The organism is Bradyrhizobium genosp. SA-4 str. CB756 (genome assembly GCF_000473125.1).
In the GTDB taxonomy this organism is placed as follows: domain Bacteria; phylum Pseudomonadota; class Alphaproteobacteria; order Rhizobiales; family Xanthobacteraceae; genus Bradyrhizobium; species Bradyrhizobium arachidis.
Map to the genome: position 1 here is coordinate 6,272,489 of NZ_KI421499.1, position 16,413 is coordinate 6,288,901.

Below are 16,413 nucleotides of genomic sequence, written 5' to 3' on the forward strand. Positions count from 1 at the left end.
AAGTGCACAATGTTAAACGCGCTACCTACGAGCGTGACCGTAATTCAATCTTTTTCGAGACGCCCGTATGCTTGGGGCTCAATGCTTTCAATGTGAGCTGGCGCGAATGCTTGGTACCCGAGCCCACTTCTGTGGCTTGCCAGCGACCTCCATAAATATGTGAGGAGAGGACGCGATGACTGTGCGCGAGCAGCTGTTTACTTTGTTGCGCAACCTTCGATGGATAATTGTTCTGTCGGTAGCTATCTCGGTGTTGCTCTACCTGCCAGATCAAATTCAGGAGCTTTACCGGATAGCCGCCGACGACCTTGGTTGGGTGACATTCAAGGAGTTCGCTGGCTTGGGCGTGATTGCGATAGCGATTTGGGCAAGCGCCTTTCAGCTCACGACTGCATCCCTGCCGCAAATCCCCCAGCCTTCCGGGCGCCTAGCTTTCTATATAAGACTTGCTCCCGTGTTGCTTGGAGCACTGCCGATCATCGCCGCTACAGCAGGTCAATTCGCCTCGCGGCCGGCACGAAAGGTTGGCGAGGTCGAGGAAGTCGGAAGCATCTTCCGCATTCAAGACCAGGCGCTCGCGTTTGAGAGGAACGTGCTGTTCGTCCTCGCCATTACCATGCTGATCATGCTCGTCTGTTTCGTGGCATTTACTTGGCGAATGGGATCAAGAGATCGTTCGATTGATGTAGCGAGCCGCGCTAATAATGCTTACTTCATCCGTTACAGGTTTCTCGCGCTCTCGATCGGCGGCATCGTGCTGCTGACAGCAGCATTCCTTATGGTGCCTGATAGGCTCGCACAATTTGTCGGATCGTTCGGCGTGATCGCCCTCTTTGCGGTTTGCGTCCTTGGTCTTACGGTCCATTTTTCTCTCCTGACCATCAGATTTGCGTTTCCGTTTATTCCGGTTGTGTTCGGTGGGCTGTTTCTGCTTGCCTCCTTATTGGGAGGTGACGACCATGAACTACGTACCGTCTCTGAAGCAAACAGCTCGCCGGAAAAGGCGCGCATGTCCGCAGCCGCCGCATTCCGCGAGTGGCTTTTACAAAAACCGCGGGTAGAGGAAGCCAAGAGGCTCGGCGAATATCCCGTCTTCATTGTGGCGGCTCAAGGCGGAGGTATCTATGCCGCTAATAATGCCGCGCGGTTTCTTGCGCGGATGCAGGATCTCTGTCCGGCATTTCGCCAACATCTGTTTGCGATAAGCGGTGTGTCCGGGGGCAGCGTCGGTTCGGCAATCTTCGCCGCTGCGCTCCACGCGGAAAATGCGTCCCTTGATCCGAATGCCGTCGACGCAAAAACATGCCCCAAAATCGCGGATTTCCTGGCAGGGGTTGGACGGGTCCAAGATATTGATGCTCCTGGGCCGGTCGAGCAGCGCGTAGCAAGCGTTCTGGCAACAGATTTTCTGTCGCCTTTGGTTGCCGGCTTTCTGTTTACTGACTTCACTCAGATGTTTTCACCGCACGCGATCCCGGCCTTCGATCGCGCGCGCTTCCTCGAATACACGTTGGAGAACGCCGGTGACAGGGTCCTCCGCAGCAACAAGGGCAGCGACAATCAATCCAATCTGCTAAGGGCTGACTTCCAGTCCCATTGGGCGCCCGACAACAACATGCCCGCCCTGTTGTTCAACACGACGGATGCCGGCAGCGGCAAACGGGCCGTCATCTCTCCCTTTGATTTCGATTCGCTGCACCCCAAAGACACGGACCTGTGTGTTCTTGCCGCGCTTGAACGTCAGGGCACCGGGATGGACCAAACGGTCAAGAGCCACTCGCTGCATATTCCGCTGAGCACGGCCGCTTTCACGAGCGCACGTTTTCCGTGGGTGACGCCAGCGGCGACCGTCTCAGTCAAAAATGACTGCATAACCTCTCATCCGCAGGCGCGCCTGGTGGACGGCGGATATGTGGAGAACTCTGGGATTGAGACCGCGCTCGACCTGATTGAGAAGCTTAACGCCATCAAGGGCACCTCCGATGCGCCGAAATTCAGGATTTACCTGCTGTCCCTCGTCAGCGGGCAGTTCGGCGATCATGGTTCATTCATGTTCGGAGAGCTCATGGAGCCGGTGCGCGCGCTTCTAAGCACGCGGACCTCCCGTACCTATGTGGCCCTCAATCATGCAACCAGCATCGACCGTCGGCCCGACGTCGATGTGACGTCCAGTGTTCAGCGCTTTCCAACGTTCGGCCGGACGGACATAACAGGATTGTTTTATAGCCTTCCACTCGGCTGGACACTGTCCCAGAAGACCGAGGACATCATCTCATTGAGCAGCGGCCGTTTTTGGGACTGCGTGCCGAAGGACGACTTCGATCAGTCCCGCGAAAGGCAGAGCAATGCAGATTGCCTGCAAGTGAAGTTGTTCCATCTTCTGAATGGATCGGTCGCGACCGCATTTGAGACGCTGAAGGATGCCAAACTTGCACGGGCTGCCTACGCCGACGAGCTAGCGAAGGAATATCAACCAACTCCAAAGATCAAGCCGCAGCCATTACTTGCTTGTTATGAGAGCAATTGGTTGCAACAGCGCGGTTATGAGGAATATCAGGAAAAAGTCGCCGCCTACGAGCACCAGCTGAGTGAATCGCGCAAAGATTATTCGCCGGCCCCACGACCCGTTCCGCCATATCGCAAGAGCTATATGGCCTACTATCAGGCCGAGCAGGTCAAAGCCTTGTTGCAGGAATGGGATCGCGTCGAGGAAACGAATCCCCGTATCCTTGCCTATATTCTAGGATCCGTCTCATACGACAGCGCCGATTTTACTCGCAGCAGCGAGAACTTTTCTTACAGCGCGGTTTCTCAACTTCCGCAGAAATGGCGCGATCGCATTGACAAGAACAACTCAAGGCTCCTGGCCGCAAACAAGCCAGCGGTCGACGTGAACTCTTTGCTGAATCATCCCAAGGAACTGGCGAATTTCGTGCTCGCTTACGATGACAACGACTTTGGCAACCAGCCCGGAACGGACGACGGCTGGCTGTTTCGCCCGAGAGGAATGTATCAATTGGTCGGCCGTGAGCAGTATCAGGAAGCGCAGGATCAGATGGTGCAGCTACGCGAGCTACAAGGACTTGATCTGCTAACGCTACCCGACGCGCTATTTGATGCGAAGATCTCGGCTAAGGTTACGTTCGCTCACTTCCGACTGCACCGGTATAAGGACGGCCGGTTAGCTCCGCCGGACAACCGCCGAACGCTGTTCGAATTGCTCAAGGATCGTGGGAACGACTGGACAACGGTGCGCGCGTTGCAAACGGATATGACGCATCCAGCCGATCACGCGCGGGTCAATGCACGCAGTGAGATGTTCCTCGGCTGTATAGAGGAGGCGTTGCATCCGACGAAGCTCAAGACCTTGCAAAGCCAATTCTACGGTGAGGAATGAAGGATTTGATCCGGTCGCCCGCATTGCCTTGGCGAGGCGCGTAGCGGCGAGATGTAGTTGTTCGACAGCTGATGTTTAAATTTTTGCTCTTACAGGGGGATTTTCCAATGATCGCGAGGGGTCAAATCAACGGATCTCTGTTTCCGCGACGGCTCGCAAGCTTGCTAGCGGCAGGGTTGATGTTCGTCGCAGCTTTGGAGGTAGGAACGGCTCCCGCGCAAGCCGGGTCGAGGCCGCTTGCGCCCAATGATGTATCCATTCTCTTTCCTCCGCCGAAGTCGGCGGCCGACCTCGCCAATCTGATCGCCGTGTCCGATCTTGCGGGCCCTTCGGGATCGCCGCAGCGGCTGTTTTCCGACGCGGATTTCGCGCATTTTATCGCCAACGCCGAAAATCCGGAGCATCCGGGCGTGCCGGATTCGGGTGCACGGCACATTCAGTTTCCCGATGCCGTGAAAAAGATCGGCGCCTGGTTTGTGGCCGGCATCCGCATCGATCCGGGCGCGCCGGGATTGTCGCCGGAGATCATCGCGCAGTTTGGCCGACAACCACAGATCCGGCTCATCATTCAGCCGGTGACCAACGGGCCGGACGGCTTCAAGGTTCATGACACTGCAGGCCACCTTATCTTCAGCTTCACTCTCGCCCCGGACCCGCCTCTGGACGGTTGCGCGCCCTTCCCGCGATTCAAACCGGACGACGAAGCATTCAAGGCGATCCTTCGTGACGTCGCGTCCTTGCGCGATCAGCTTGGGGCAGGACAGTTTGGCAATGTCAAAGTCTCGACTGCGGGTGATCTGAATGTGCATCCGGGTCTTGTAGGAGCATCGGCAAAGGCGTTCCGCGATGCCCTCAAGGCTTTAATTGAGAAGCACCTCTCGCCGCAGCGTCTCAATACCATGGCCGTGATGGGCATCGCCCCGCCCGAACCCTGGATTTTCGTGTCGATGTTAAGGGTCCCGCAAGCAGGCCTAATCCCAGTACCCGGCCCTACGCTTGATGGAATGCACGTGGCACAGATGTTCAGCGCCGTCGGCGGAAAGCACGTGGTCCCGCAACCGGGCACGAACAATCAAAACCCTGTCACCTGTCGACACGCGGCGTTGCAAAATCCGCCCTTGCCCCAAGGTAATCGTAAGGGTGTTTCGACCTCCGAGTTCATCGATGGTAACGTGCCCAACAGCCGCATCATCGAGATCGTCAATACCATTGCCGATACGAAGAAGAGCCACTTCTTCAATACCGATTGCGTGAGCTGTCACACCGAGACGGCACAGCCACTCGCCCGGAAAATTCCAAATTTCGTAGCGCTGGGCGTCAACCGCGCGGTGTGGCCGAAAGAAAACTGGAATGTTCGCAACTTCGGTTGGTTCCCATCCTTTTTGCGCGGCGGCCCGGCAGCGGCGACGATAACCAGGCGCGCGGCAGCCGAGACGTCCGACGTTGTCGCCTTCATCAATAGCCAATTGCTGAACAAGTAACAGAGACCGTCGCCGTTTCCGGTAGCCTGCCGGGTCGGCTGGACGGATGAAAAAGATGGATGGAGTCCTTGCTATGGGCAGACCTTCTTTTGGCTCTCGTCTTTATTCCTGGTTGATGCGCTGGCCTCATATCACCAGCCTGTTATTAGCAACCATCGTTGTCGTGATCGTGGCGGCCGGCCTGGTGTATTTCGCCCCGGAGAAGGTTCGCGACGCAGCCCTTAAGATCAAGAACGATGCCAATCTCGTCGCTCAATTACTGCCTGCGACGCTGCCCGAGCCATCAAAAATCGAAAGCGCTTATTGGCTCCCGCAAAATTGGAGCGCCCGCCAGCGTTACTGGTTTCACCACACATCGCAGGGAACAGCGACCATCCCTGTCCCTTATCAGTGGTTTTTGGCCCTGGAACGCCCGGAGCTGTCCTTCTCTTACACGAGCTTAACGGACGAGAACTACCTGCGCCGCCTCGGCTTCATTCCCAGTCCTGGCTCAAAGGACTTCGCGGGTATTGCGCCCGCATACGGTTATCACGACGATGCGCCGAATGGGGACATAGCCAACCACGGTTGGACTCCAAGCGCGCCCGCGAACCCGAATGCTTTGCCGGTCGGCTTTGCCATCCTCAAGGGCGGTGTCGATCCGGCGACTGGCGTCCCGTATGAAGATCAGATTGGGCTAACCTGCGCCGCCTGTCATACGGGCCATCTCGAATACAAGAATGTCAGCATACGGTTCGACGGCGGGCCGGCGATGGTCAATCTTGGCGAGGTTGAAAGAGCCGTCGGGCTGTCTATCGGCTACACGCTGATCTTACCATGGCGTTTCGAGCGTTTCGCCAGCAAGCTGGAGCAGATCAAAGGGCAGAGCGTCGATCGAAATCAGCTTCGAAGCGATCTTGAGCTAGCACTCCAAAAGATCAAGAAGCAGAAGGCAGAGACCGACAGACTTTTGACGCGACAGGGAGTGGCGGATCTCGATGAAGGGTTCGGTCGACTTGATGCGCTGAACCGGATCGGGAACCAGGTTTTCTATAGCAATCTACTCGATCCCTTGACCGGCGAACTGTCCGAGCCACTCCTCAAGGGCAACTTCGCGCGCCACGATGCCCCCGTGAGCTTTCCACCGATCTGGGACACGCCGTATTTCCTTTGGGCACAGTATGACGCATCTGTTCTCAACGACCTCGTTCGCAATGCAGGCGAAGCGCTCGGTGTCAGCGCAAAAATCAATATGACCGCTGCCGCGCCGGGAAGGCCGCTCTTTGCCTCATCCATACATCTCTCCGACATCGCGCGGTTCGAAGAGCTTCTGCGCGGCACGGATCCCTTTTCGTCCGAAGATGCAGGAGCCAGAAAATTCACCGGGCTCGTGGCTCCCCGATGGAAGGACGCGCAGGAGAAATTCCGCGGTGACCCGGCCTGGGCGATCGATGAAAAGGTCGTTGAACAGGGTCGCGATCTTTATCGTGCTCACTGCTTTGAATGCCACCGAGGCCCGGTGAACGATGCTGCCTTCGACAAAAAGTGGCCGGAAGACTCATTCTGGCGCGCAGAGAACCCCGATCGCTCAGCCAAGAGCGAGAAGAATTGGGTAGAGGTCGGCGAACGGCATTATTTTAACGTCGTCCAGATGCCGGTCTCGGCGATCGGCACCGACCGCCAACAGTCTAACGTCCTCACGACGCGGCGCGTTCACCTACCCGAGTCACTCCTATTAAATCCTGAAGATGACCTCAACAAAGCCGGAGGTTGTGGCCTTCTGGCAGATAAAGGCGGAGATCCTCTGTTTGTACTCGCGCTCATGGACGTGGTCGGCAAAACGATCGATCAATGGGTCATTGCGAACGGCACTTCTGAAGAGACCAAGCGGCAAATGTGGGGGCCTAGGAAGAACTGCCAAAACCAGCGGGTCTATATCGGGGCGCGTGCGAGCCACAACGGCAAGGACGAGACAGTACTCGCCCTTGAGCCTCAGTACCGGGCTCGCCCATTGGACGGTGTTTGGGCAACGGCTCCTTATCTTCACAATGGGTCTGTTCCGACACTGAGAGACATGTTGGTGCCGCAAGCCGAGCGGCCGAGGTCGTTTTGCGTCGGCAGTCGTGCGTTCGACCCGGTCAAGGTCGGGCTTGTTACAAAAGCAAAGGCGGTCGAGAGCTGTGCGGCCGGCCTTACGAACTTTGATGTGTCGCTGCTTGGCAACAGCAATCGCGGACATTCGTTCGAGGGCAAGGAAACCGACTTAACGAAGCTGCCGCCTGGCGTCATCGGACCAGAATTGACCGAAGCCGAGCGTCGAGCGCTCATTGAGTATCTCAAGACTTTATGAGCGATGGGTTGCCCGTCGGCCTGTGTGTCGGCGCCGCTACCTTCGACTTTGCGCCGACGTCGCGCGCGCCTCGTCAGCGCGCGTGCCATTCGGGATGAGATCGAGACCTTGATCCGAAGGGGATCGAGGACAAATCTGGCTGACCTCGTGTAGCAGGCTCCCCGCGCAGGCTGCTGAGTCCCCTGCTATGGCCGAATACCGAGCGCCGTGAGGAAGGCGGGACCGCGAGCCGCTTGCCATCGCGCTCGATTTACCACGACAAAAGACGCAGCGGACGGCGCTCCATGGCTCGTATCGACCTGATGTGCCGTCGTGAGAGCAAAATCCCAGCCACGATACCTTGCCATCAGTGCCGTCTTCGGCGTTAGCTCAGTCACCTAGACGGTGAACACAGCCATCGGCCATTAGAACCGACGCGCATTGTTGAGAAGCAAGTCGAATCAGTTTGGTCGAGCCGGCAGTGCGGTCGCCTGTGTGCTCATTCGCATGAGCCGAACCCAGGATGCACTTGCAATGCTCACGCGGTCCGCCGCGAGGTCATGGATAATCCGAATTGGTCGCACGGATGATCCGTGCCGTAAATCAGATCAGTTATTAGTCGCCATGTTAGTCCGAGGAGGAAGCGATCAGTGCGGATGGACTGTCCGCCACGATTAAGGACCACTTGCGCTCGTCCGCTAGTTGCGCTTGATTGCGCCTTTTGGGGCTCTTTTGATGACAGCAGCTACCAACCGCCTAGGAAGCGGCAGAAGTTGCACCGACCTTTCGGCTTGAGGTCTGCGTACAGTGAGCGACTTTTTTGCTTGGCTTGAACCGGTCGCTCTGGGCGCCTTAGGAGCGGTCATTGGCTGGATTACTGCGGAGTTTGTCGGCAAACCTGTTCGCGCGTTCTTCGATCTAAAGAAGGAATGCATAGAGACCCTCATACATTTCGGTAATGTAAGCGCACTACCCGTTGAATTACGCTCAAATATATTCAGGCCACGAGACCCGCAGGTCGAGGAGAAAAAAAAAGACTGGCCGATGCCAGGGAGGCTTTTAGAAAGTGCGGCAGCAAATTACAGGCATTCGCACAGACCGAAACTTTAGCGGTCATCGCGTTGGGTGCGATAGGATACAAGCCACGTGAGGCCGGGCGGGGGTTCATTGGGTTATCTGCCTCAATTGGCGATGAGGGGGCGAGCCTGCACGGAAATCGGGTATTGATCGAACACGCATTGAGAATGGATCATTAGCGCTTGCGACACGGCCACCGTTGCGACTTCGTTGTATTAAGAAGCGCATCCCCAGTGAACTCGAGCGCTCGCAATCACAATGGCAATGGCCGATATTGATTGTGTGGCCCGACTGCGAAACCTTTGACTAGCCCTGGGGATTTCCCTAAGTTCTTTAGCGCATCCGAAGGACTTACTTTACACCTGCGCCAAAGGAGTAGAAGACGCCGGGAGGCAACAGGGCGATTCTTTGGCCGGCCACCATTATGCCAAGCCCAGTCAAGTCGAGCTTGCGCATGATTGTTCTTGGCCGAACATGGTCTGCAGTTGCCGAATTTTCTTTTGGGGGCGCACGATATGGCGGAGCGGGCTGAAATCAAAGAACCAGCTGGCGGACTGAAAATCAATTGCACGGCTGCGGACAACGTCAACATCGCCTTCTATCAAAACGCTGTCCCAATAGTCCGCGAATTGGCAATCGAGAACGGCACGGGGCGCGATCTTTCAGAACTCTCCGTACATCTCACAGCGGAGCCTCCGTTTCTGACACCCGCGGTGTCACAGATCCAATACGTTGCCGATCGCGCCATTCATCATATCCGCAGCCCAGACTTGAAGCTGGATCCCGCGTTCCTGGCCGGCGTAACCGCGTCCAGGCGAGCGCAGTTGCGTATTCGCGTAGAATCCGCGGGTGAAACGCTTATCGAGAGCGCAGTCGAGCTAAATCTGCTCCCTCCCTCGCACTGGGGCGGCGTCAACGCCGCGCCCGAGCTGCTGGCCGCTTTCGTTAGACCGACGGATCCCACCATCGATGTCATCCTTCGGGAAGCCTCGGGTAAGCTGGCGGCAGCAGGCCGTCATGATGCGATAGATGGCTATCACCAGAAGACCAAGGCCCGGGCCTGGGAGATAGCCGATGCCGTCTGGGCAGCTCTGGTTTCACACTCAATCGCCTACGTCCTCCCCCCGAAAAGCTTTGAACGGTCGGGCCAGCAGATCCGAGGCCCCAGCGAAATCCTGTCTCGTAAGGTCGGAACCTGTCTGGATCTTACTCTCCTCTATGCGTCCTGCCTTGAGCAGGCAGGCCTCAATCCTGTGCTTGTCCTAACTGAAGGTCACGCTTTCGTTGGCGTGTGGCTTGTTGACGAGGACTTCTCAAGCCTTGTAATCGATGACCCGCAGATGTTGCGCAAGCGCGTGCAGCTCGATGAGATGGTCCTGGTGGAGACGACGATCCTCACCGGGTCAAATCCAGGGCGTTTCAAACAAGCTGTCGATGCCGGCGCCAAGTTGATCGTCGAGGAGGCAACGTCCGAGTTCGAGCTTGCCATCGACGTCAAGCGTGCACGAAGCGCTAAGATCCGGCCACTCGATCTATCGAGGTCCGGCGAGCCGACCATAACCCCTGCTGGCGCACCGTCTGTCCCGAATGAACTTGGCGAAATACCAAAATTTGAAGAGAATCTCGACAAACCACGGGAAGACGTTTCGGAACGGAGCCTGGATCGGCTAGAGGTTTGGAAACGCAATCTTCTAGACCTCACGCTGAGGAACCGCCTACTGAACTTCAAGGACTCGAAATCCACCATCGGGATCGAGTGCCCTGATGCGGCGATATTGGAGGACAAGCTCTCAGGTGGAGACCGCTTCAAATTGCTCGGAAGAGCCAGCGTGCTCGATGGCAGCGATGGCCGCGATACTGCGCTGCTCGCGCAGCGGCTGCAGGACGACGCCCGCAAAAATTTCATCTCTGACGCTATGGTCCGCGGCGAACTCCACACCGCCGTTCAGGAGACCGAACTCGAAGGTCGGCTAACCGACCTCTACCGGGCCACCCGCCTCGCCTTCGAGGAGGGCGGGGCCAACATACTGTACCTCTGCCTCGGCTTCCTAAAGTGGACGCCCCAGGAGGGCGCCGGGCCCTACCGTGCTCCGTTGATCCTTGTCCCGGTCCAGCTTGAGCGCAAGAGCGTGCGCTCCGGCTTTCGCCTCGCGCTGCACGAGGATGAGGCTCGGTTCAATCCGACCCTGCTGCAGATGCTGAAGCAGGATTTTGACCTCTCGATTCCCGAACTCGAAGGAGAATTGCCGGAAGACGCAACTGGGGTCGATGTTGCAGGTATTTGGAAGACCATCAGGCGTCATATCAAGAGTATCAAAGGCTGGGAGGTTACCGAGCAGGTCGTGCTCGCGACGCTGTCCTTCACGAAGTACCTGATGTGGAAGGATCTTGTCGACCGCACCGAAATCCTGAAGCGAAATTCGGTGGTCCGGCATCTGATAGACACCCCCACCCACACCTATGACGGCTCGAGCGCCGCCTTTGTCGCAGAGCACACCATCGACCAAGTCATCGATCCGGCCGAACTCTTCGCGCCGCTCTCGGCCGACTCCTCCCAAGTTGCTGCCGTGCTCGCCGCGCAGCGTGGAGGCGATTTCGTGCTCTTCGGCCCGCCGGGCACGGGCAAGAGCCAGACTATCGCGAATATGATCACGAACTGCCTCGCTCATCAAAAGACGGTTCTTTTCGTGTCGCAAAAGACTGCTGCGCTCGAAGTCGTAAGACAGCGAATGCAGGCGATCGGTCTCGGTAATTACTGTCTCGAGGTTCATTCGACCAAAGCCCAGAAGTCTAATGTGCTGGAGCAGCTGGCCACCGCCTGGCGCGAGCGCAATCTCGTCACCGAGGAACATTGGTCGGCAGCGGCTAGCGAGCTGAAGCGGCGACGCGACCAACTGAACAAGCTTGTTTCCGCGCTACACCGGCGCCGCGCCAATGGAATGACAGCATACGAGGCCTTCGGACGGGTCGTCGCCGATCGCGATCGGTTTCCAGACGTCGGCCTGACATGGCCTACCGGTACGGTACATACCCCCGAAGATCTCGTTCGCATGCGCGAGATTTGCTCAGATATTCGCACCGCCCTCGAAGCCGTGGGTGATCCTGTCAATCATCCACTCAAAGGCATCGAGCAGACCAAATGGAGTCCTGCGTGGGTACAGTCGCTTCAGCAGCTGGTCGACCGTCTCCATCTCGCCCTCCAGGAAGTTAGGACGGCTGCCGACGATCTGGTGTTGTCGATTGGGCTCGATGGCGCCGCTCGCAACGATGGTCTGTTGCCGCAACTGATCAAGCTCGTCTCGTTGCTGCTGCACGCCGATGCTGCGGACGGATCGCTTTTGCTCTCGACCGACGCACCAGAACGCGTGAACGCGTTGCACGACCTTGCCGACGCCGTAGGCCGGCTAAACGAAAAAAACTCGCAGCTTTCCGTCCAATACGAGCTCAGGGCGGCGCTGCTGGATCTGCCATCGCTCGAGCGTGATTGGACGGATGCATGCGCGTCGAATGTTCTCGTGCGAAGCGGCCGGAAAAAGAAGGTCAGATTGGCTCTGAAGCCATATTGCCCGGACGAGGTGCCTGAGGACATCGGTCGAGACATTGTTGTGCTGCAAGAGCTCGCTGGCTTGCTGCGCGAAATCGAGAATACGAAACCTCGCTTCAGGGGCATGGAGCGCCTTTGGCGCGGGCCGCAGAGCGAGGCGTCTCGTTTCCAAGGGCTGATCGACTGGGCCACAAGCGTACGCGATGCGGTCGATGCATATCCTATCGATGGCATGCAGCCGCATCAGCTGCTCCTGCATATCCAAGATATGCTGCTTCGCGACAACCCTCGCTTCCGGCCGAGCGGACAGGTCCGCCATGCATTCGAGGCTATGTACAGGGCATTTCCGACTATGCACCGGGCGGCCAAAGAGCTGGGTGCTTGCATCGGCCTTGATGACCCGGAGGACATCGTCAAGATCGAGTCTGGCTGGATCGAGGCCCTCCTCCAACGAACCGCGAATTGGAGATCAAACGTCATCAAGGCTCCGCAATGGGCCACTTGGCGTTGGGCTGCTCGTTCGGCACGCGCAGCGGGACTTTCCCCTCTCGTCGATGCCGTCGAAAACGGAATCGTAGATGGGACGGCCCTCTCGAACGTCTTCGATTACTCTTATGCGCGCTGGATTGCCGAAGCTATCGTCAACGAGGACGAGGTTCTAAGTGGCTTTCTTGCGGAAAAGCACGAAGCCACGATTGAGGCGTTCATCGCCGCTGACAAGCGGGTTGGAGAACTCGCCAGAGACATCGTAAAGGCACGCATTGGGGCGGGGGTGCCAACTCAGACCAATTTCGGCAAGGATCCGGAATGGGGCACGCTCGCGCGCGAGATCAATAAGAAAGCTCGGCACATGCCGCTTCGGCAGCTGTTTGGCCGCCTCCCGACGGTGCTAACCCAGCTCGCCCCATGCGTTATGATGAGCCCGCTTTCTATTGCGCAGTACCTACCCGCAGACGCCAAACCCTTCGATGTCGTCATTTTCGACGAGGCCTCTCAGATCCCGGTATGGGACGCAATCGGAGCGATTGCGCGCGGCACTCAAGTTGTGATCGTGGGCGACCCGGAGCAGCTGCCCCCTACGAACGTCGGACAGCGTGGCGTCGATGACGAAGATGACGACGGTTCGACCGTCCAGAGCCAACAGAGCATACTTGACGAATGCCTTGCCTCGAACATTCCGAGCATGCGGCTGTCTTGGCACTACCGCAGCCGCCACGAGAGTCTAATCGCTTTCTCCAACGTCAAATATTATCGGGGTGAGCTGACGACTTTCCCCTCGCCTGTGACGCGCGATACCGCGGTCCGCTATATTCACGTAGAGGGCGGCGTCTACGAGCGAGGCGGCGCCAAGATAAACCGCAAGGAGGCCGAAGCCGTGGTGGCCGAGGTCGTCCGGCGCATGAAAACGTCGTCCCATTCAATTGGCGTCGTCACATTTAATGGCGAACAGCAACGGCTGATCGAGAACTTGCTCGATCAAGCCCGCCGCTCTGACCCATCGCTGGAGCCCCACTTCGATCGCAACCAGTCCAGGGAACCGATCCTGATCAAGAACATCGAGAACGTGCAGGGCGACGAACGGGACGTGATCGTATTCTCGGTGGCGGTCGGACCGGACAAGACTGGACGTGTCACAGCTCAGATCTCGTCGCTGAACAGCGAGGGCGGCCACCGCCGCCTCAACGTCGCGGTCACTCGTGCGCGGCGCGAGTTGTTGGTGTTCGCGACATTGCGGCCCGAGCAGATCGATCTCGGGCGGACCGGCGCCAAAGGTGTAGTCGATTTCAAACACTTCCTCGAGTTCGCTGAGAACGGCGCACGGGCTATCGCCGAGGCCTTCTCGCCAACCGGGCGCGACGCGGAATCGCCGTTTGAGGACGCTGTGATGCGGGCCCTCCAAGAGAAGGGTTGGGAGGTTCATCCTCAGGTGGGCGTCTCCTTCTTCCGGATCGATCTCGGCGTCGTTCATCCGGATTTCCCCGGGCGATATCTTGCCGGCGTCGAATGCGACGGCGCCGCCTACCACCGATCGGCCACCGCCCGCGATCGCGACCGTCTGCGCGAAATGGTGCTTACGGATCTTGGTTGGCGAATTCGGCGGATCTGGAGCACGGAATGGTGGATGGATTCATCTACTGCGACGGAAAAGATCCACGCAAGGCTGGTCGCCGATCTCGAAGCCGACCGTGCGTCTCGGCCAGCTCCCGCGATAAGTGAAGAACCAGCGCCTCCGCCGGAGAGAATCCCGTCCGTTAATGATACCGGCGAGCCGGCCGGCGCCGAAACGTCGGTCGCAGAGGCGGCCCCCGAATCTGAGCAAACCGAAGTCTCGCCGGAATCGGTAAACGACGACGGAGCGCCTGTCGGGGCAACGAAGGTCTACGCTCGTGGACCGATGACCGAGGTGCGGGAGCCTGATCGAGGGACGGCCACATATGTCAAAGCCGATCCCGCAAATGTGGCGCCCCCTGATCGGGAGCGCTTCTACGACGCGAGCTACCGCGGGACACTCCGTAGTATGGTCGATCATGTTGTCGATACCGAAGGCCCGATCTATTTCGACGTGATTGTAGATCGCATTGCGCGTGCACACGGTTTCATGCGCTCGGGTGAGACGGTGCAAAAGATCGTCGCCTCATCCCTCGGACGAAATCGGTTTCCGATGTCCAAGGACGGCGAGCGGCAGATTGTTTGGCCTCAGGATGCCGCGGCGCAGGACAGGGCTCCTTACAGGGGCGCTGGGGGACGCGATCACAGTGACATTCCGCTTCCCGAATTGGCGGGTCTCGCTGGGATGCTGCGGACCACTGGGCTCGAGGAAGATGAGGATATCATCCGCGGCATGCAGGAGCACTTCGGCTTAGGGCAGCTGGCAGCTTCGACCCGCGACCGTTTCGAAGCTGCTGTGGCGGCAGTTAGCTAGTCCTACAGATTGGCTCAAGAGGCTGTTCGTGCGCGAAAGGATCATCCAGCAGCTGCTACCTCAAAGCGCGCGCCGGCCCGCGGCTGGCGGGGTCCAGAACCGCCGCGTCGGGCGGCTCCGCCCGGGGTTCCCAGACGGCGGAGAGGACCTCGGTCCGGCCTTGTGCCCCGAGCTCATCCGCAGGGGCGAATGAGGCGGAGCCAAGGTTCCAGAATAGTGGACCTGGAACAAATTTCGCGTAAACCGTTGATTTTACTATTGTTACCATTTTGGCGAAATGGGCACAATGGCTTGCTACCATTTCGGCATAATGGATACAAAAGAGCTTTTGTTACCACTTCGCCAAAATGGTAACAAAGATCCACGAAGCAGTTTTCAAACATCGACCAAGTCATGTTTTCCGACCTGGTTCAAAAGGCGACCGATGCCGACTTCGATGAGAATTTCCCGGAAAACGGGACCTTTCTCAAACAGAAGCGGGCCAATCGCGAATACTACTATTACAAGGCCTATGAGACCTCCGGCGGCCAGGGACCGACGAAGACGGCCCTCAAATACGTCGGGCCGGCCGACGATCCGGAGATCGCCAAGCGCGCCCAAGCGTTTCAGCGCACGAAGATCGGATATCGCGCGCGTCGAGAGCTGGCTGCGAAGTTGAGGCGGGCGGGCTACCCGGCTCCGCCTCACATGGAAGGTCTCGTTGTCAGCGAACTCGCGCGAGCGGGACTTTTTCGACTTCGCGCCACGCTTATCGGTTCGATGGCTTATCAAACATACAGCGGCGTCCTCGGCGTCAGGCTTCCCGACGAACTCGTCACGACCGAGGATATGGATATCGCACCAAGTTCTACGGCATCTCGATCTCGATCGATGAGAGCATGCCGGACATTGAAGACATCCTGAAAAAGGTCGATCCGACGTTCGCGCCCTCGTTCTCCCCCGACGAGACGAAGCTGTTCAGCGGTTTCGCCAACGCCACCGGATTCAAAGTCGAATTCCTCACGCCGAACCGCGGCGACGAGGACTACTCCTCCAGGCTAACGAAGATGCCGTCGTTGGGGCCGTCGGTGGGCGCACAGGTATTACGGTTCTTGGACTACCTGATCCATGAGCCGATCCGCTCCGTCGTTCTGCACGATGCAGGCGTACCGGTCCTTGTACCGGCGCCGGAGCGCTACGCCATCCACAAGCTCATAGTCGCGACCAAGAGGAACGTCTTCTTTGCGGACAAGGCGAAGAAGGACATCAACCAAGCCGGTGCGCTCATTCAGGCGTTCGATACCGTTAAGCGCGGAAGTGACCTAGGCTTCGCATGGATGGAGGCATGGGAACGCGGAGCGAGATGGCGACGCCGCCTTGGCGTCGGCGCCCTACGTCTTACCGATGACACTTTCGCCATGCTCTCGAAGGGTGTCGCCGAAGCGGCCAAACTCGACGGGAAGTCGGCAGACGAGTACGGCCTTACGGGTGGAAAGGACGGGCTTCTCGCGCGCGTCTCGATAGCGAAGGCGACAGCAGCGCCTGCGCCGTAACGGTACATTGGCTCGTCGACGGGACATGGCAGCCCTGCAAGGCTCTTCGATGCATCCGCCTCCTCAGGTGCAGCCGGCCTCCAAGGCCGCGATTGGCGCGGCCGTTTGATGGAGAAAACGATGCTGCCGCTCACAATCGAAGATCTTCTTT

Annotated in this window: 4 protein-coding genes and 1 pseudogene; all 5 read left to right on the plus strand. The window is 58.2% G+C overall.

Features of this window, described 5'->3' with window-relative positions:
- Nucleotides 1–175: 175 nt before the first annotated feature.
- Nucleotides 176–3,397, plus strand: coding sequence for a hypothetical protein (locus BRAGE_RS0130205; RefSeq protein WP_231164244.1), 3,222 nt, complete (start codon nt 176–178; stop codon nt 3,395–3,397).
- A 179-nt stretch (nt 3,398–3,576) separates the two neighbouring features.
- Complete coding sequence (locus tag BRAGE_RS0130210; protein ID WP_231164243.1) at nt 3,577–4,878, plus strand: hypothetical protein; 1,302 nt, start codon at nt 3,577–3,579, stop codon at nt 4,876–4,878.
- Between the two features lie 46 nt (nt 4,879–4,924).
- Nucleotides 4,925–7,207 carry a di-heme-cytochrome C peroxidase gene (locus BRAGE_RS53425; protein ID WP_283808069.1) on the plus strand — a complete coding sequence of 761 codons (2,283 nt, stop codon included), beginning with the start codon at nt 4,925–4,927 and terminating at the stop codon, nt 7,205–7,207.
- A 1,520-nt stretch (nt 7,208–8,727) separates the two neighbouring features.
- Entirely contained in the window at nt 8,728–14,730 is a 6,003-nt protein-coding gene (locus BRAGE_RS50040; RefSeq protein WP_231164242.1) for a DUF3320 domain-containing protein, read from the plus strand.
- A 687-nt stretch (nt 14,731–15,417) separates the two neighbouring features.
- Nucleotides 15,418–16,262 (plus strand): annotated as a pseudogene (locus BRAGE_RS51835) (GSU2403 family nucleotidyltransferase fold protein).
- The last annotated feature ends 151 nt before the right edge of the window (nt 16,263–16,413 follow it).

Excerpts from the sequence above, each read along its gene's own strand:
- BRAGE_RS53425 (WP_283808069.1), top strand. The coding sequence starts at position 4,925 with ATGAAAAAGATGGATGGAGTCCTTGCTATGGGCAGACCTTCTTTTGGC.
- BRAGE_RS0130205 (WP_231164244.1), top strand. The coding sequence starts at position 176 with ATGACTGTGCGCGAGCAGCTGTTTACTTTGTTGCGCAACCTTCGATGG.
- BRAGE_RS0130210 (WP_231164243.1), top strand. The coding sequence starts at position 3,577 with ATGTTCGTCGCAGCTTTGGAGGTAGGAACGGCTCCCGCGCAAGCCGGG.